The following is a 16,680-nucleotide window of genomic DNA, read 5'->3' on the forward strand; positions in this document are numbered from 1 at the left end:
CTGCGGCGACCACTCGACCAGCATGGATGTCCCCGAACGACCCCGTTGCGATACCCGTTGCGCCGTCGTCGGAACGACGAAGCGCCCCACCCGACCGGAGGGTCGGACAGGGCGCATCACCGTGAACGGACTCACGCCATCCGCTCGTCGCGCAAGGCGAACGGGGAGGACGCGTGTCAGCGTCGTCTCCTAGCCGGACGCGACCCGCTCCCCGAGACGCGACCACCTCGATGAGCCGACCGCGCCGCGGCAGGCAGGGACTGCCGCGGAAGGAACTACTGCACGTCCTCGTCGATCCAGTCGAAGGTCTTGGTGACGGCCTTCTTCCAGAGGCGGTACTGGCGGGCGGCCTCGTCCTGGTCCATCTGCGGGGTCCAGCGCGAGTCCTCCTGCCAGTTCTGTCGCAGGTCGTCGAGGTTCTCCCAGAAGCCGACCGCGAGACCGGCCGCGTAGGCCGCTCCGAGCGCGGTGGTCTCCGCGACGACCGGTCGGACGACCGGGACGCCGAGGATGTCGGCCTGGAACTGCATGAGCAGGTTGTTGGCGATCATTCCGCCGTCGACCTTGAGCTCCTGCAGGGGGACGCCGGAGTCGGCGTTGACCGCGTCCAGGACCTCGCGGGTCTGGAAGGCGGTCGCCTCGAGCGCGGCGCGGGCGATGTGGCCCTTGTTGACGTAGCGGGTGAGGCCGACGAGGGCTCCGCGGGCGTCGGAGCGCCAGTAGGGGGCGAACAGACCCGAGAAGGCGGGGACGAAGTACGCGCCTCCGTTGTCCTCGACGGTGGCGGCCAGCGCCTCGACCTCGGGGGCCGAGCCGATGAGGCCCAGGTTGTCGCGCAGCCACTGGATCAGCGAGCCGGAGACCGCGATCGAGCCCTCGAGCGCGTAGTGCACCTCGCCGTCGCCGAGCTTGTAGCCGATGGTGGTGAGCAGACCGTTCTTCGAGTGGACGATCTCGGTGCCCGTGTTGAAGATCAGGAAGTTGCCGGTGCCGTAGGTGTTCTTCGCCTCGCCCGGATCGAACGCCGCCTGGCCGAAGGTCGCGGCCTGCTGGTCGCCGAGGATGCCGGCGATCGGGACCTCGCGCAGCAGCGACGAGGACTCGACGTGGCCGTAGACCTCGGAGGAGGAGCAGACCTCGGGGAGCATCGACTTCGGGACCCCGAAGGCCTCGAGGATGTCGTCGCGCCACTCGAGGGTCTCGAGGTCGAGGAACAGGGTGCGGGAGGCGTTGGTGACGTCGGTCTTGTGGACGCCGCCGTCGATGCCGCCGGTCAGGTTCCAGAGGACCCAGGTGTCCGTCGTGCCGAAGATCAGGTCGCCCGCCTCGGCCTTCTCGCGAGCACCCTCGACGTTCTCGAGGATCCAGACGATCTTGGTGCCGGAGAAGTAGGTCGCGAGCGGGAGGCCCACGATCGACTTGAAGCGGTCAGCGCCCTCGTCGCCCGCGAGGCGGTCGACGATCGACTGGGTGCGGGTGTCCTGCCAGACGATCGCGTTGTAGACCGGCTTGCCGGTCGTCCTGTCCCAGACGACAGCGGTCTCGCGCTGGTTGGTGATGCCGACGGAGGCGATGTCGTGGCGGGTCAGGTCGGCGCGGGAGAGAGCCTGGCCGATCACCTCGCGGACGTTGTTCCAGATCTCGATCGGGTCGTGCTCGACCCAGCCGGCGCGCGGGAAGATCTGCTCGTGCTCCTTCTGGCCGGTGGAGACGATCGATCCCTTCTTGTCGAAGATGATCGCGCGGGACGACGTGGTCCCCTGGTCGATAGCGATGACGTAGTCAGCCATGAATGATTACTCCTTCGTAACGGGGGTGAAAGGAAGCGCGGCGGTCTAGAGGACCGGGAGCAGCACGAGCGAGGCGAGGCCCGCGAGCACTCCACCGACGATCGGGCCGGCGACGGGCACCCAGGCGTAGCTCCAGTCGCTCGAGCCCTTGCCCTTGATCGGCAGCAGCGCGTGCGCGATGCGGGGGCCGAGGTCGCGGGCGGGGTTGATGGCGTAGCCGGTCGGGCCGCCGAGGGAGGCGCCGATCGCGATCACCAGGATGGCGACGGGCAGCGCGCCGAGCGCGGCCAGACCGCCGTCGCCCTGACGTCCGCCGCCGAAGCCGATGACGACGAAGACGAGGACGAAGGTGCCGATGACCTCGGTGACGAAGTTCCAGCCGTACGAGCGGATCGCCGGGCTGGTCGAGAAGACGCCGAGCTTGTTGGCCGCGTCGGGCTCCTCGTCGAAGTGCTGCTTGTAGGCGAGCCAGCAGAAGACGGCACCGAGGATCGCACCGATCATCTGGGCGAGGATGTAGACGAGGATCGAGACGATGTCGACGGGCACGCCGGATCCGAACTCGGTCGCTCCACTCGCGACGAGGCCCAGGGTGACCGCGGGGTTGAGGTGCGCCCCCGAGTTGTACGAGACGATCACACCGGCGAAGACAGCGAAGCCCCAGCCGATGTTGACCATGAGGGTTCCGCCGTTGAGACCCTTGCTCTTCACGAGCGCGACGTTGGCGACGACACCGCAGCCGAGGAGCACGAGCATGGCCGTTCCCACGACTTCGGCGAGGAAGACCACTCCGAGATTGTCCACGTTGACCTTTTCCTTTTCGTAAGACGGACGCGCACAGGCGTCCGCGGCGGGCTTCGATGCCCGACGGTGTGAAGTTATCGGCGCCCTGTCCTAGCGACAAGGAACGGCGCGTGCACGTTTGTGCGTTGTCACGACGGAAGCCCCGGTCGAGGTGGTCCTCGGTCCGGGGCTTCCGTCGATCCGCGCCTGATCGCCGATCAGGAGGCGGGCACGGCCGTCGGGGTCTGCACCGAGGTGCCCCCGACGTCGACGCCGTTGTACTCCTTGAGGTGCGCGATGGTCGCGTCGACCTCCGACGCGCGGGCGGCGTCGTCCCAGCCCAGCACGGCGCCCGTGTGCTCGGCGAGCTCCTCGAGGAGCTCGCGGCTCAGGCCGCCCGTGAAGGCGTGGTTGGTGCGGCGCATCACCAGGTCGATGAGGTGCACCACGCTCTCGCGCTGGGCGAGGTAGCGGATCTCACCGGTGGTGAAGTCCTTGTCGAAGTCGAGCGCCTCGTCGTGTCCGTCGGCCAGGGCCTCGATGACCTCCTGCGCGCGGGTGCCGTAGCGCTCGAGCAGCTGGCCCGTGCGGGCCGAGGAGAGCCCGGAGCGGTGCTGGCTGATCCACTGCGCGCGGGACGCGTCGGTGCGCGGGAAGCCCTTGCCGCCTCCGATGGGGGTCTTCACGGTGGAGACGCGACGGGTCACGCCGATCCGCTTGAAGACCTCGTTCGAGAGGTGCTCCGACAGGGCGCGGAACGTCGTCCACTTGCCGCCGACCAGGCTGAGCACGGGCGAGCCGTTGCCGGGGAGCGTCGAGGGCTCGATGCGGTAGTCGCGGGAGACGAAGCCCGGGGCCTCGTCGTCGTGGCGGGGCAGCGGGCGGATGCCGGAGAACTTGAAGACGATCTGCGAGCGGTCCACGCGGATGGCCGGGAAGACGTGGTTCACGAGCTCGAAGAAGTAGTCGATCTCCTCCTCCGTGCACACCGCCGGCTTCGTGGGGTCGGCGTCGATGTCGGTCGTGCCGACCATCACGCGGCCCTTGAGCGGGTAGATGAGGACGATGCGTCCGTCGCTGTGCTCGAAGAACATCTCGCGGCCCTCGCAGGCCTCGACCAGCTCGGGGTTGTCGAGCACGATGTGCGAGCCCTTGGTGCCGCCCATGAACGTCGTGGTCGTGCCGAGGGCCGTGTTGGTGAAGTCGGTCCACGGTCCGGAGACGTTGACGACGACGTCCGCCGCGAAGGTGAACTCCTCGCCGGACTCGCGGTCGCGGAGGACGACGCCCTTCTCGTCGGCGCCGACGGCCTCGACGTAGTTGGCCGCGCGGGCCTTGCTGCCGCCGATCAGCGCGTCGTGGAGCACGTCGAGCGCGAGGCGCTCGGGCTCGTGCACGGAGGCGTCGAAGTAGGTGGCGGTGTACTTGATCTTCGGGTCGAGCTTGGGGAGCTCGTTCAGCGAGCGCTTGCGCCCGTGGAACTGGTGGCGCGGGACCGTGCCGCCGTCGCGGGAGAAGAAGTCGTACATCGTGAGGCCGACCTTGATCAGCAGCGCACCGCGCTCCTGCGGCTTGCCCGACTTGTGGGTCAGGAAGCGCAGCGGAGCCGCGAGGATGCCCGAGAACGTCGAGTAGATCGGGATCGTCGTCTGCAGCGGCTTCACGTAATGGGGAGCGATCTTCAGCAGGCCGTTGCGCTCGTGCACGCCCTCGTTGACGAGTCGGAACTCCCCGTTCTCGAGGTAGCGGATGCCGCCGTGGATCATGTGGCTCGAGGCGCTCGAGGCACCGGAGACGTAGTCGCCGCGCTCGACGAGGGCGACGTCGACGCCGTTGAGCGCGAGCTCGCGGAACGTCCCGATGCCGTTGATGCCACCGCCGATGACCAGGACCGTGGCGCGGGGGTTGTCGCGGAGAGCAGCGACGCTCTCGCGCAGAGCGGAGTTTCCGGGAGTTCCGTCGGACTGTGCCACTTCGTACTCGCCTTCGTGTCGTAGGGGTGTCGTCGAGGCCTCCGCACCAGCGTGCACCGGGGAGATGACCGATTGATTTCGCGGAGGAATACAGCCATCCTTGACCCGACAACACATCCGGTCAAGACGGGTGGAAATCCGTGCAGGGAGCGCTATGACCCCGGTGAGACCGGTCGTCGAACTCGACGAGACGACCCACGCGACCCATCCCGACAAGACGCGGGACGCGCTGCGTGCGGCCCAGCTGTACTACATGCAGGATCTGACGATGGACGCGATCGCGCACGAGCTGCACACGTCGCGCTCCTCCGTCTCGCGCCTGCTCTCGCACGCCCGCGCGACCGGCCTGGTCGACATCCAGATCCGCTCCCCCCTCGACCGGGCGAGCGCCCTCTCGGCCGAGGTGCGGTCCCACTTCGACATCACGGCGCACATCGTGCCGGTGCCGGACCACACCAGCGAGATCGACCGGCTCGAGCGGGTCGCCCTGTCCGCAGCGAGGATCCTCGGGCAGTTCATCGACTCGAACATGATCGTCGGCATCGCCTGGGGCTCCACGATGAGCGCGATCAGCCGCCACCTGATCGCCAAGGAGACGCACAACACGCAGATCGTGCAGCTGAACGGCGCCGGCAACACCGAGACCACGGGCATCAACTACTCGAGCGAGATCCTCCGCCGCTTCGGTGACGCCTACGCGGCGAAGGTCCAGCAGTTCCCGGTGCCGGCGTTCTTCGACGACCCGACCACCAAGCAGGCGGTGTGGCGCGAGCGCTCCACCCGACGGGTCCTGGAGCTGCAGCAGCGGATGGACGTGGCGCTGTTCGGGCTCGGGTCGCCGTTCGCGGCGGTCCCCTCGAAGGTCTACATCGGCGGCTACCTGGAGCCGAGCGACTTCACCTCGCTCAGCGGCTCCGGGGTCGTCGGCGACGTCGCGACGGTGTTCTACCGGTCCGACGGCAGCTGGGACGACATCCCCATGAACGAACGTGCAAGCGGTCCGGACCTCTCCACGGTGCGCCGCGCGTCGCGCCGGATCTGCGTCGTGTCGGGCGCCTCGAAGCTGCCGGGCCTGCGCGGCGCCCTGGCGGCCGGCCTCATCACCGACCTCATCCTCGACGAGGGAACGGCCCGCGCCCTCATCTCGGACTGACGTCCGCGCTCCCCTCCCTCTCCCCCCGCCGCGAGATGCCACTTGTGACGCTTCCGTCCGGCGTGTCGCCAGCACAGGTGGCATCTCGCGAGGGTCGTCAGAGCGCGAGCGCGCGGCGGACCCGGGCGGCGGTGGCGTCCGGGTCGAGCATGCCCGAGGCCCGCACTCGGACGACCCGGTAGCCGAGGGCCTCGATCGCTTCGATCCGGGCGATGTCGCGCTCGTACTGTGCACGATCGGTGCGGTGGTGGTCACCGTCGTACTCGACGACGACGCGCGCGATCCGGTAGAGCATGTCGACCCGAGCGACGAAGCACCCGTCGGCATCGGACAGCTCCACCTGCAGCTCCGGCTCGGGAAGCCCGGCCCTGACCAGCAGGAGCCGCAGCAGGGTCTCGCGGGGCGACTCCGCCCCGACCCGGAGGTGGCCCGCTGCTTCGCGTGCTCGCCGGCCGCCACGCCCGCGGAACCGCGCTGCACGCTCCGTGAGGACCGGGAGGTCGACCCGCAGGCCGCGCCTGCGTCCCTCGTCATCAGGGAGGACGATCGCGTCGCCGAGGACGATGAGCTCGTCGAGACGGCGGGAGTCGGCCAGGTGGCAGAAGGTCGAAGCGGGGTCGGCTGCCGGGTATCGCGTTTGCACCACGGCGACCGCCTCGTCCCAGAGATGGTGTGACCGCACGCCCACCCGTCGGGCGGCTCGCATCGGAGGAGCGACCGAGACGTCGAGCGGACTCGTCGCGGTCATCCGCCGATCCGGCAGGCCCAGCAGATGCGCTGCCGTGCCGTGGGAGAAGAACTCGCCCGGCCGCATCACAGCGGAGAACGCGGCGATCCGCTCGTCGACATCGGCCGGCTCAAGCGCTGCACGGGCTCCCCGGAACACGGCGACCGGGTAGTCCCGGACGAGACCGTGTCGCGACTGCCCGCTCGTCGATGCATTCATGACCCCGGGGTGCTGCTGCTCGCTCATGCCCCGCAGGGTGCCCGATCCGCCGCCCACCCCGCTCGCGTTCTCCACACCCCCTCCTGCGAGATGCCACCTGTGAGGGCGACACGCCGAAGGAGACCGTCGCAAGTGGCATCTCGCGGAAGGGGAAGGGTGAGGCGGGATCGGTCAGGACTCGCGGGCGTGCGCGTCGAGGAACTCGTAGACCTCGGCGTCGTCGATGCCCGGGAAGGTCCCCGACGGGAGCGGCGCGAGCACGTGCGCGTGAAGGCGCGCGCTCGGCCAGGCGTTGCCGTCCCAGCGCGCGGCGAGCTCCGACGGGGCGCGTCGGCAGCAGGACTCGTCGGGGCAGCGGGAGAGCTCGCGGCGGTCGGTGTCGCGGCCTCGGAAGAAGCGGGCCTCGGCGAACGGGACGCCCACGGTGATCGAGAACTCCTCGGTGGCGGTCGTGCCGGTCTGCGACGCCGACCAGAAGGTCCCCGCCGGGGTGTCGACGTACTGGTAGTACTCCGTCGTCCGGTTGGTCCGGGTGAACGCGGAGCGCGCCGACCAGTAGCGGCAGACCACCTGGCCCTCGACGGCCCCGGTGACGTCGGTCGGCAGCGGCAGCCCGTCGTTCTCGTAGGCCTTCTGGATCGAGCCGTCTCCCAGCACCCGCAGGAAGTGCATCCGGATGTCGAGGTGCGAGGTGAGCAGGTTCGTGAAGCGCAGGGCGGCGGCCTCGTGGGTGACGCCGAAGCCGTCGCGGAAGTCCTCCACCGAGATGTCCCGCTCGCGCTTCGCCTCCTGGAGGAACGCGACCGCCGGCTCCAGCGGCATCAGGCACGCGGCGGCGAAGTAGTTGATCTCGAGGCGCTGGCGGAGGAAGTCGGCGTAGGTCACCGGCCGCTCGTGCCCGAGGAGGCGGTGCGCCATCGCCTGCAGCGCCAGCGCCCGCAGGCCGTGGCCCCCGGGGATCGAGGCGGGCGGGAGGTAGATCCTGCCGTTCGCGAGGTCGATCACCGAGCGGGCGGAGTGCGGCAGGTCGCCGACGTGGATGATCTCGAAGCCGAGGTGCCGGGCCATCTTCGAGACGGAGCTGTGGGTCAGTGCTCCTCCGCGGTGCCCGACGGTGCGGAGCATCTCGCCCGCCACCTCCTCGATCTCGGGCAGGTAGGAGCTGCGCTCGCGCAGCTGGAGCCGCTGGGCGGTGTTGGCCCGGCGCGCCTCCTCCGGTGTGGCACTCGCCTCGCTCCGGCGACGGGCGAGCTCGCGGTAGACGCCGAGGAACGCCTCCAGCACGGGCGTGCTCAGCCCCTTGTTGACCTTGAACTCGGGCAGGCCGAGCGAGCGGTACAGCGACCCCTTCTGCACGCGCGCCAGCTCGATCTCCAGCGCGGCCCGCTCGCTCGGCGGCTCGTCCGAGAGCAGCGCCGCCAGCTCGACGCCGAGCGCGGCCGCGAGGCGCTGCAGGAGGGAGAGGCGCGGCTCGCGGCGGCCCGTCTCGATCAGCGAGAGCTGGCTCCCCGACACGTCGACGCGCTCGGCGAGCTGCCCGAGGGTCAGTCCGCGCCGGGTGCGGAAGTGGCGCAGGCGCTGCCCGAGCAGCACGGCGTCGGAGCCCGGGGCGGGTGTCGAGGGATCGGTCACGGCGAGCTCCAGCGGTCGGTTGTGACGGAAGCGCAAAAAGGTGGTTTCTTGACCGCCTGAGCGCCGGGAATACCTCCTGATCCTCCTCCATCCTGGCTTCAGGCGCTACTGAGCGCCCCTCCCGGCCCGGCCGGCCTCTTCCCGGCTGCGGCCGGCGACTCCCCACCCCCGTCGACGACGACCACCGAAAGCGGAGCCAGCATGAGCATCTACAGCAACACCGTCCGACTCGAGCCGAGCACCATGACCGCGCCGACGTCCGTCCCCGCGCCCGTCGTGCCGCCGGCGCCCCTCGCCCTCCGCCGCTGGGTGCGCGAGACCGCCGCGATCCTCCAGCCCGACGCGATCGAGTGGAGCGACGGCTCCCCCGCGGAGTGGTACCGCCTGACCGAGCGGCTCGTCGCCTCCGGCACGCTCCTCCCGCTCAATCCGGAGTGGCGGCCCGGCTCGTTCCTGGCCCGCACCGACCCGGACGACGTCGCCCGGGTCGAGGACCGCACCTTCATCTGCACGACCGACGAGGCCGACGCGGGACCGACCAACAACTGGCGCGAGCCCGCCGCGATGAGGGCCGAGCTCGCTCCCCTCCTCGACGGAGCGATGCGCGGACGGACGATGTACGTCGTGCCGTTCTCGATGGGGCCCGTCGGCGGTCCGCTCTCGCAGCTGGGCGTCCAGGTCACCGACTCGGCCTACGCGGTGCTGAACCTGCGGATCATGGCGCGCGTGGGCTCCGAGCCGCTCGCAGCCTTCACCGAGGAGACCCCGTTCGTCCGCGGCGTGCACACCGTGGGGCTGCCTCTCCGCGTCGCGGACGGCGTCACCCGCGAGGACGTCGCCTGGCCGTGCAGCCCGGTGAAGTACATCACCCAGTTCCCGGAGACGCGCGAGATCGTCTCGTACGGCTCCGGCTACGGCGGCAACGCCCTGCTGGCGAAGAAGTGCTTCGCCCTGCGCATCGCCTCGGCGATGGGGCGCGAGGAGGGCTGGCTCGCCGAGCACATGCTGCTGATCCGCATCGTCTCGCCCGAGGGACGGCGCTACCACGTCGCCGCCGCCTTCCCGAGCGCGTGCGGCAAGACCAACCTCGCGATGATACAGCCCGCGATCCCCGGCTGGCGGGTCGAGACGCTGGGCGACGACATCACCTGGATGCGCCGCGGCGAGGACGGACGCCTCTGGGCGATGAACCCGGAGACGGGCTTCTTCGGCGTCGCTCCCGGCACCGGGGAGACCTCGAACCCGAACGCCGTGCAGACGCTCTGGGGCAACACGATCTTCACCAACGTCGCGCTCCGCGAGGACGGCGACGTGTGGTGGGAGGGCCTGACCGACGAGGTCCCGGAGCGGCTGACCGACTGGCGCGGGCAGCCGTGGACGCCGGCGTCCGGCACGCCCGCCGCGCACCCCAACTCCCGCTTCACCGCGCCGGCCGCGCAGTGCCCGTCGCTCTCCGCCGACTGGGACGCCCACGAGGGCGTGCCGCTGGACGCGATCGTCTTCGGTGGCCGACGGGCGAGCAACGTCCCGCTGGTCACGCAGGCCACCTCGTGGCAGCACGGCGTCTTCCTGGGTGCGACCGTCGCCTCCGAGAAGACCGCGGCCGCGGAGGGCACGGTCGGGGAGCTGCGCCGCGATCCGTTCGCGATGCTCCCCTTCTGCGGCTACAACATGGCCGACTACTTCGCGCACTGGCTCGCGATCGGCGCTGAGCTCGGCGATGCGGCGCCGGCGGTGTTCCAGGTCAACTGGTTCCGTAAGGACGCGGGCGGCGAGTTCCTCTGGCCCGGCTTCGGCGAGAACGCGCGGGTGCTGCAGTGGCTCGTCCGCCGCCTGGAGGGGCTGGCGGAGGCGCGGCGGAGCCCCCTCGGCGACCTGCCGGTCGCGATCAACACGCACGGGCTCCGGCTCTCCGCGGCCCAGAAGGAGGAGCTGTTCTCCGTCCCTGTCGAGGCGTGGCTGGAGGAGTGCGCGCTCACGGAGGAGTTCTTCACGCGGTTCGGCGACCGGCTGCCGCCCGAACTGACCGCCGAGCTCCAGGCCCTGCGGTTCCGGCTCCTCGCCGAGAAGCTGCCGCTGGCGGCCTGATCCCCCTGACCGAGCCGGCTCCTGCCGGACACCCCTGTGGCCCGCGGGCGGATCATCCCCCTTTCCTCGCACCCCCGCGGGTCCACTCCCCCCTTCCGCTCCCACGACGACGGGCACCATGACCGACCGCATCACGCTCCGCTTCCTCGCCGCCCCGCAGGACGCCACCGCCGACGGCCGCAGCGCCCAGGCCGGCCGCGTCCTCGAGTGGATCGACAAGGCCGGCTACGCCTGCGCCGTGGGCTGGAGCGGCGGCTACTGCGTGACGGCGTACGTTGGCAACGTCCACTTCACCCGGCCCATCTCGGTCGGCAACCTGATCGAGGCGACCGCCCGCGTCATCCACACCGGGCGCACGAGCATGCACGTGCTGGTGCAGGTCGCGCAGGCGGATCCGCGGACCGGCCTCTACGAGGACGCCACGCACTGCCTCCTCGTGTTCGTGGCCGTCGACGACGAGAAGAGGCCGCGGTCGGTCCCGGAGTGGCGGCCCCGCTCGATCGAGGACCTGTCCCTCGCCGAGGGCGCCGCCGCGCGCATCGACGGCCGCCGACGGCTGCACGACGTGATGCGCGCCCAGGAGTACACCGAGGAGGGCACCGGTCCGCGGATCGTGTTCCGCTTCCTCGCGGCGCCGGGCGACGTCAACTGGGGCGGCAACGCCCACGGCGGGATCGTGATGCGCTGGATCGACGAGGCGGCCGACGCGGTCGCGCAGCGCTGGACCGGCCGCGACGCGGTGGCCGTCTACTCCGGCGGGATCCACTTCTACCGTCCGGTGCGCATCGGGCACCTCGTCGAGGTGGAGGCGCGCCTCATCCACACGAGCGCCCGGAGCATGCACCTGGCGGTGCACGTGCGCTCCGGGGACCCGCGGACCGGCGAGCTGGAGCTGACCACGCAGTGCCGGAGCGTCTTCGTGGTGCGGGGCGCCGACGGGGCGGCCGAGCCGGTTCCGCCTCTCGAGCTGCGGACCGAGGAGGACCGGCGTCTGGACGCCCATGCGCGCGAGCTGATCCTCCTGCGCGCGGCGCTGCCGCCGCTCCCGCTCGCGGGGACGGCCGGCGCTAGGGTCGGAGCGTGAAGCTGCCGATCCTCGTCCTCAACGGCCCGAACCTGAACCTGCTCGGCACCCGCGAGCCCGAGCTCTACGGCTCGGACACCCTCGTCGACGCCGAGGCGCTGGCGGCGGAGGCGGCCGAGCGGCACGGCTTCACGGTCGAGACCTTCCAGAGCAGCTCGGAGGGCGCGATCGTCAACCGGCTGCACGCGGCTCGCGGCTCCGTCTCGGGAGTGGTGCTCAACGCCGGGGCGTACACGCACACGTCGATCGCGATCCGCGACGCCGTCCTCGCGACCGAGCTGCCGATGGTCGAGGTGCACGTGAGCAACGTGCACCGGCGCGAGCCGTTCCGGCAGCACTCCTACCTCTCGGACGTCGCGATCGCCGTCATCGTCGGCGCGGGGATCGCCGGCTACGGCTACGCGGTGGACGTGCTCGCGCGAGCGGCGGAGAAGCCATGAGCGGCCTCGCACGCTCCTTCGGCAGCGCGGTCGACGCCTACGACCGCGGGCGGCCCGGCTACCCCGACGACGCCGTCGACTGGATCCTGGAGCACGCCCCCGCGCGGGTGGCGGGCGCCTTCATCCCGGAGCGGGCCCGCGCGGCGGGAGCCGACGCCTCCGATCGGCTGCGCGCCGTGGACCTCGGCGCGGGAACGGGCAAGTTCACCGCGTCGCTCGCGTCCCGCGGCCTCGACGTGACCGCGGTCGAGCCCGACGCGGAGATGCTCGCGCGGCTCGCCTCGAATCTGCCGGGGGTCCGCCCCGAGGAGGGGACGGCCGAGGCGATCCCCGCCGCGGACGCCTCCGCGGAGCTCGTCACCGCCGCGCAGTCGTGGCACTGGGTCGACGCCGAGCGCTCGGGAGCCGAAGTCGCCCGCGTCCTGGTGCCGGAGGGCGTGCTCGCGCTGGTGTGGAACATCCGCGACGAGTCGGTCCCCTGGGTGCGCCGGCTCGGCGAGGTCGCCGGAGCCTCCACCGCCGAGCGCTTCGAGACGCTCCGGCCGCCGCTCGGCTCCGCTCTCGAGCGGGTGGCGTTCGCGGCCTTCGAGTGGTCCTTCGAGCTGGACCGAGCCGGGGTGCGGGACATGTTCGCGTCCCGCAGCTCCGTCATCGCGATGCCCGACGAGGAGCGCGCCGCGGTCCTCGCGGCGGTCGACGCCGTGGTGGACGAGGAGTCGGGCGGGAGCGGGACCGTCGCGATGCCGTACTCGACGCGCGTGACGATCGCGCGCCGCTCCTCCTCCGCCTGACTCCGCGCCGCGCGCCGCGGACCGCCCCGCCCGCCGACTACCCTCGGAGGGCGCCGCACCGGCGCGAGCACCGAGAGCACGAGGAGAGACGCACGTGAGCATCATCGCCGCCGCAGACGGGTCCGCACTGGGCAACCCCGGCCCCGCCGGCTGGGCCTGGTACGTCGACGACGAGCGCTGGGCCGCGGGCGGCTGGTCGCACGGCACGAACAACATCGGCGAGCTCACCGCGGTGCTCGAGCTGCTGCGCGCGACCGCGCAGGAGGAGGAGCCGCTGCACATCCTCTGCGACAGCCAGTACGCCATCAAGGCCTGCACCGAGTGGCTGCCGGGCTGGAAGCGGAAGGGCTGGCGCAAGGCCGACGGCAAGCCGGTGATGAACGTCGAGATCATCAAGGCGCTCGACGAGGAGCTGCAGGGCCGGGCGGTCACCTTCGAGTGGGTGAAGGGGCACGCCAACCACCGGATGAACGAGGCCGCCGACGTCCGCGCCCGGAGCGCCGCGACCGCCTACCAGCGCCGGCAGCCCGTCGACGCCGGACCCGGATGGCCGACGGCCGCCGCCGTGCCCGCCGCGGCCGCTGCGCCCCCCGTCGAGGACTCCGCCACCCTCTTCTAGCCGCGTTCCCCCTGGGGCAGCCGCAGCAGCCCCGTCGCCACCAGCTCGCGCACCCGCGGCAGCACCGAGTCGGACACCGCCTCCTCCTCGACCTGGAGGAGCGAGGCGACCGCCGCCGCGATCGCCGCCACCGAGAGCTCGCCGTCGCAGGCGCCGACCACGGCGGCCAGCGCCGTGTCGACCTCCTCGACCCGGGCGAAGCCGCCGCCCTGCCGCAGCCGCAGCACCGTCGGATCGTCGTTGCCCGGCCAGTAGTGCCGCTCCTCCGTGACGTCTCCGGCGACGACCAGGGCGAGACCCGCCAGAGCGCGATCGTCCATCGACGCGAGGGCCTCGGCCGCGTCGAGGCAGGCGGCGAGGTGGCCGCCCAGGCCCGCGGTCGCGACCGGCGTGGTGATCCGCTCGAGGCGGCGGATCGGCGGGCGGGGCTGCTCGGGCAGGCGGAGCGTGACGTAGCCGAAGCCGACGCCGGTCACCCCGCGCCGCTCGAAGTCGGTCAGCCAGGCGTCGACCAGCGCGTCGAACGCGGGGCCGCGAGTCGTGCCGCCGTCCCGGATCCAGGTCTCGGCGTAGACCGCCGGATCCTGACGCTCGCGCTCCACGACCCAGACGTCCAGCGGAGAGGCGGTCCCGCCCATCCAGGCGTCGAGCCCCTCGGGCCCCGCCTCGAGCGCCTGCTCCAGCGGGCTGCGGGCGTCGGCGAGCCAGTCCGCGATCCGGTCGAAGGCGTCCGCGCCCTCCCGGTACTCCCAGTTCCCCAGGAGCTGCGCGACACCGCCGGGCACCAGGTGCTCGGCTGCTCCGAGGATCACGCGGCGCACGATCTCGTCGCCCTCCAGCCCGCCGTCGCGGTACTCGTAGGAGGGGACGCCCTCGACTCGCGGCGTGATGACGAACGGCGGGTTCGTGACGATGTGGTCGAAGCGCTCCCCCGCGACCGGCTCGTAGAGGCTGCCGAGGCGGAACTCGATGTTCTCGATCCCGTTGAGCGCCGCGGTGAAGGAGGCGAGCGCGAGCGCGCGCTCGGAGATGTCGGTGGCGACCACCTGCTCGGCGTGGCGGGAGGCGTGCAGCGCCTGGATCCCGCAGCCGGTCCCCAGGTCGAGCACGCGGCCGACGGGCCGCTGGATCATCAGGCCGGTCAGCGTGAGGCTCGCGCCGCCGACGCCGAGCACGTGGTCCTCGTCGAGCGCGCGGCCGAGGGCGAGCTCCCCGAGGTCGGAGGCGATCCACCAGGAGGCCGCGCCGCGCTGGTCGACCACGTCGTAGGGGCGCAGGTCGAGGGCCGCGGTGACGACGGCTCCGGCCTCGACGCGCACCAGGCCGAGCTCCACCGCCCCCTCCAGCGCGAGAGCGCCGAACGCCTCGTCCGCGTCGTCGGCCGAGACGGGATCGGCCAGGAGGAACAGGCGGGCGAGGGTGGCCAGCGCGTCGTGGTCGCCGCTGCGCTCGAGGGCGCGGCGGGCGGGGACCCGGTCGCCGCGGTGCAGCGCCTCGGCCGCTTCGTCGCCCCAGAGCCCCCGCACGGCGTCCACGCCGTAGCGGGCGCGGATCAGATCGTCGCGCAGGAGGGCGATGCGGGCTCGGTCGAACGGGTCTGCGGAGAACACCGCTCCATCCTCCTGCACGCGGGTCGGCCACCGGGGCCGCCGCGGCCGTACGATCGGAGGCATGCCGCTGACCGGAGAGTACGAACCCAGCACGTCCGAGTGGGCCCGCGAGCAGGCGGAGCTCTACGAGCGGACCGGCGGAGCCGAGGGGAACCTCCTCCGCGGCCGCCCCATCATCGTCCTGACCACCGTCGGCTCGAAGAGCGGGAAGCTCCGCAAGACCGCGCTGATGCGCGTCGAGCACGAGGGCGAGTACGTGGTCGTCGCGTCCAAGGGCGGCGCGCCCGAGCACCCCGTCTGGTACGGCAACATGCTCAAGGAGCCGCACGTCGAGCTGCAGGACGGGCCCGTGAAGAAGGACTACGCCGCGAGCGTGCTCGAGGGCGATCTGCGCGCGGCCTGGTGGGAGCGCGCGGTCGCCGCGTGGCCGGACTACGCCGAGTACCAGACGAAGACCGAGCGGCAGATCCCGCTCGTGCTGCTCACTCCCTGGTCCTGAGTGCGGCGGGCGGCTCGGCCCGTCGCTGAGGCGGCCGTCCTCCGGTCGAGGTCGCGCCGCACGGCAGGCGCCTCACGTGGGCGGCGAGCCCAGCGGATCCCGTCCGGCCTCAGACCCGGGCCGCGATGAGGTCGAGCACCTTCGGGCTCGAGAGCAGCGCGAAGTGGCCGACCACCGAGACCGCGATGTTCTCGCGCGCCCCGGCGAGGCGGCTCCCTCCGGGGATGTACTGGTCGCGCATCCCGTAGATCGACGTGATGCGCGCGTCGGCCTCGCGCTCAGCCAGCAGGGTGCGGATCAGCGGGCGGTGGGGTGCGAACTCCCGGAGCGCCCGCGCCGGGGCGATCCGTGCGAGCGACGAGCCGTTGAACGGGGTCGAGACGGCGATCATCCGCTCGATCCGCCCGTCCTCGCGGTCGTCGACGACCATCATGTGCTTGCCGATCAGGCCGCCCTTGCTGTGCGCGACGACGACGACTCCGCGCAGATCGTGCTCGCGCAGGTAGTCCTGGCCGAGTCCGGCCGACGCGACGATCGGCCGCGTGTTGTAGCCGAGCGCGGGCAGCACGTGGATCGGATGGCCCGCCGCGTGCAGCCTCTCGGCGATGGGCCTGAGGAACTGCCACGTCTCGTAGATGCCGGGGATGAGCAGCACCGGAGCGCCGTCGCCGGACGCGTACCGCGACACGTCCCAGCCCTCCCGCAGGTGCACGAAGCGCGAGCCGTAGGCGTAGCGGTAGTCGCGGAGGTACGCGCGCCGCAGCGAGGTCGAGCGGCGCGGGCGGGCGGAGTCACGCGCCGGCATGGGCCCGCTCCAGCCCCGCGATGTCGAGGCGGCTCATCGCGAGCATCGCCTGCAGAGCGCGCGCGGACGCCTCGGGGTCGGCGCCTCCGAGCAGACGCGGGAGGACCTCCGGCACGATCTGCCAGGACAGCCCCCAGCGGTCGCGGAGCCAGCCGCAGCGGCTCTCCTCGCCGCCGTCCGCGATCAGGGCGTCCCACAGCCGGTCGAGCTCGGACTGGCCGCCGACGGTCACGACGATCGAGACGGCCTCGGTGAACGGGAACCGCGGCCCGGCGTTGATCGCCTGGAACCGCTGCCCGTCGAGCTCGAACGTCACCGACAGCACCTCGCCGGGCGACGGGGAGCCCTCCGGCAGCACCTGGCTTCCGGTGATCCGCGAGTTCGGCACCAGCTCTGTGTAGAAGCGCGCCGCCTCCCCCGCGCCGTCGTCGAACCAGAGGAAGGTGCTGACCGCGCCCATCGGAGTC

At 71.8% G+C, this 16,680-nt stretch carries 15 protein-coding genes; 7 read left to right on the forward strand and 8 right to left on the reverse strand.

Going from position 1 to position 16,680, the window contains the following annotated elements; all coding sequences use genetic code 11:
- Positions 1 to 275: 275 nt before the first annotated feature.
- The 3 genes from glpK to C5C55_RS02970 form a co-directional block, all read right to left on the reverse strand.
- Entirely contained in the window at positions 276 to 1,790 is a 1,515-nt protein-coding gene (gene glpK / locus C5C55_RS02960; RefSeq protein WP_104226427.1) for a glycerol kinase GlpK, read from the reverse strand.
- A 45-nt stretch (positions 1,791 to 1,835) separates the two neighbouring features.
- Positions 1,836 to 2,546 carry an MIP/aquaporin family protein gene (locus C5C55_RS02965; RefSeq protein ID WP_374954228.1) on the reverse strand — a complete coding sequence of 237 codons (711 nt, stop codon included), beginning with the start codon at positions 2,544 to 2,546 and terminating at the stop codon, positions 1,836 to 1,838.
- 245 nt (positions 2,547 to 2,791) lie between these two features.
- Positions 2,792 to 4,546 (reverse strand): glycerol-3-phosphate dehydrogenase/oxidase, encoded by a 1,755-nt coding sequence (locus tag C5C55_RS02970; protein WP_258065223.1) that lies wholly within the window; start codon positions 4,544 to 4,546, stop codon positions 2,792 to 2,794.
- A gap of 154 nt (positions 4,547 to 4,700) precedes the next feature.
- Between C5C55_RS02970 and C5C55_RS02975 the strand changes: the two genes are divergently transcribed.
- Positions 4,701 to 5,699 carry a sugar-binding transcriptional regulator gene (locus tag C5C55_RS02975; protein WP_104223198.1) on the forward strand — a complete coding sequence of 333 codons (999 nt, stop codon included), beginning with the start codon at positions 4,701 to 4,703 and terminating at the stop codon, positions 5,697 to 5,699.
- A 97-nt stretch (positions 5,700 to 5,796) separates the two neighbouring features.
- Here the strand turns inward: C5C55_RS02975 and C5C55_RS02980 are convergent, their stop codons facing one another.
- Complete coding sequence (locus C5C55_RS02980) at positions 5,797 to 6,672, reverse strand: endonuclease domain-containing protein (protein ID WP_219812363.1); 876 nt, start codon at positions 6,670 to 6,672, stop codon at positions 5,797 to 5,799.
- Positions 6,673 to 6,816: 144 nt separating this feature from the next.
- Positions 6,817 to 8,277, reverse strand: a complete 1,461-nt coding sequence (locus C5C55_RS02985; RefSeq protein WP_104223199.1) for a helix-turn-helix domain-containing protein — start codon at positions 8,275 to 8,277, stop codon at positions 6,817 to 6,819.
- A gap of 243 nt (positions 8,278 to 8,520) precedes the next feature.
- Here C5C55_RS02985 and C5C55_RS02990 point away from each other — a divergent pair, with 243 nt between their 5' ends.
- The 5 genes from C5C55_RS02990 (at position 8,521) to C5C55_RS03010 (ending at position 13,299) form a co-directional block, all read left to right on the forward strand.
- Positions 8,521 to 10,365: a phosphoenolpyruvate carboxykinase (GTP) gene (locus C5C55_RS02990; RefSeq protein ID WP_104232893.1), complete on the forward strand. Its 1,845-nt coding sequence runs from the start codon at positions 8,521 to 8,523 to the stop codon at positions 10,363 to 10,365.
- Positions 10,366 to 10,483: 118 nt separating this feature from the next.
- Positions 10,484 to 11,449 (forward strand): acyl-CoA thioesterase, encoded by a 966-nt coding sequence (locus tag C5C55_RS02995; protein WP_104232844.1) that lies wholly within the window; start codon positions 10,484 to 10,486, stop codon positions 11,447 to 11,449.
- On the forward strand, positions 11,446 to 11,889 hold the full coding sequence (gene aroQ / locus C5C55_RS03000; RefSeq protein WP_104232845.1) for a type II 3-dehydroquinate dehydratase: 444 nt from the start codon (positions 11,446 to 11,448) through the stop codon (positions 11,887 to 11,889). Before C5C55_RS02995 ends, aroQ begins: the two co-directional genes overlap by 4 nt.
- Entirely contained in the window at positions 11,886 to 12,680 is a 795-nt protein-coding gene (locus C5C55_RS03005) for a class I SAM-dependent methyltransferase (protein ID WP_104232846.1), read from the forward strand. The genes aroQ and C5C55_RS03005 overlap by 4 nt, the downstream gene beginning before the upstream one ends.
- A 94-nt stretch (positions 12,681 to 12,774) precedes the next feature.
- Positions 12,775 to 13,299, forward strand: coding sequence for a ribonuclease H (locus C5C55_RS03010; RefSeq protein WP_104232847.1), 525 nt, complete (start codon positions 12,775 to 12,777; stop codon positions 13,297 to 13,299).
- Here the strand turns inward: C5C55_RS03010 and C5C55_RS03015 are convergent.
- Positions 13,296 to 14,909: a methyltransferase gene (locus C5C55_RS03015; RefSeq protein ID WP_258065225.1), complete on the reverse strand. Its 1,614-nt coding sequence runs from the start codon at positions 14,907 to 14,909 to the stop codon at positions 13,296 to 13,298. The two genes, C5C55_RS03010 and C5C55_RS03015, sit on opposite strands and share 4 nt — an antisense overlap.
- Positions 14,910 to 14,970: 61 nt before the next feature.
- Between C5C55_RS03015 and C5C55_RS03020 the strand changes: the two genes are divergently transcribed.
- Entirely contained in the window at positions 14,971 to 15,408 is a 438-nt protein-coding gene (locus C5C55_RS03020; RefSeq protein ID WP_104223205.1) for a nitroreductase family deazaflavin-dependent oxidoreductase, read from the forward strand.
- Positions 15,409 to 15,517: 109 nt separating this feature from the next.
- On the opposite strand, the gene C5C55_RS03025 is transcribed toward C5C55_RS03020, so the two are convergent.
- On the reverse strand, positions 15,518 to 16,213 hold the full coding sequence (locus C5C55_RS03025; protein WP_104223206.1) for a triacylglycerol lipase: 696 nt from the start codon (positions 16,211 to 16,213) through the stop codon (positions 15,518 to 15,520).
- Positions 16,200 to 16,673, reverse strand: a complete 474-nt coding sequence (locus C5C55_RS03030; protein WP_104232849.1) for a VOC family protein — start codon at positions 16,671 to 16,673, stop codon at positions 16,200 to 16,202. The genes C5C55_RS03025 and C5C55_RS03030 overlap by 14 nt, the downstream gene beginning before the upstream one ends.
- Between the last annotated feature and the right edge of the window lie 7 nt (positions 16,674 to 16,680).

It is taken from the genome of Rathayibacter sp. AY1C2, assembly GCF_002931195.1.
GTDB lineage: Bacteria > Actinomycetota > Actinomycetes > Actinomycetales > Microbacteriaceae > Rathayibacter.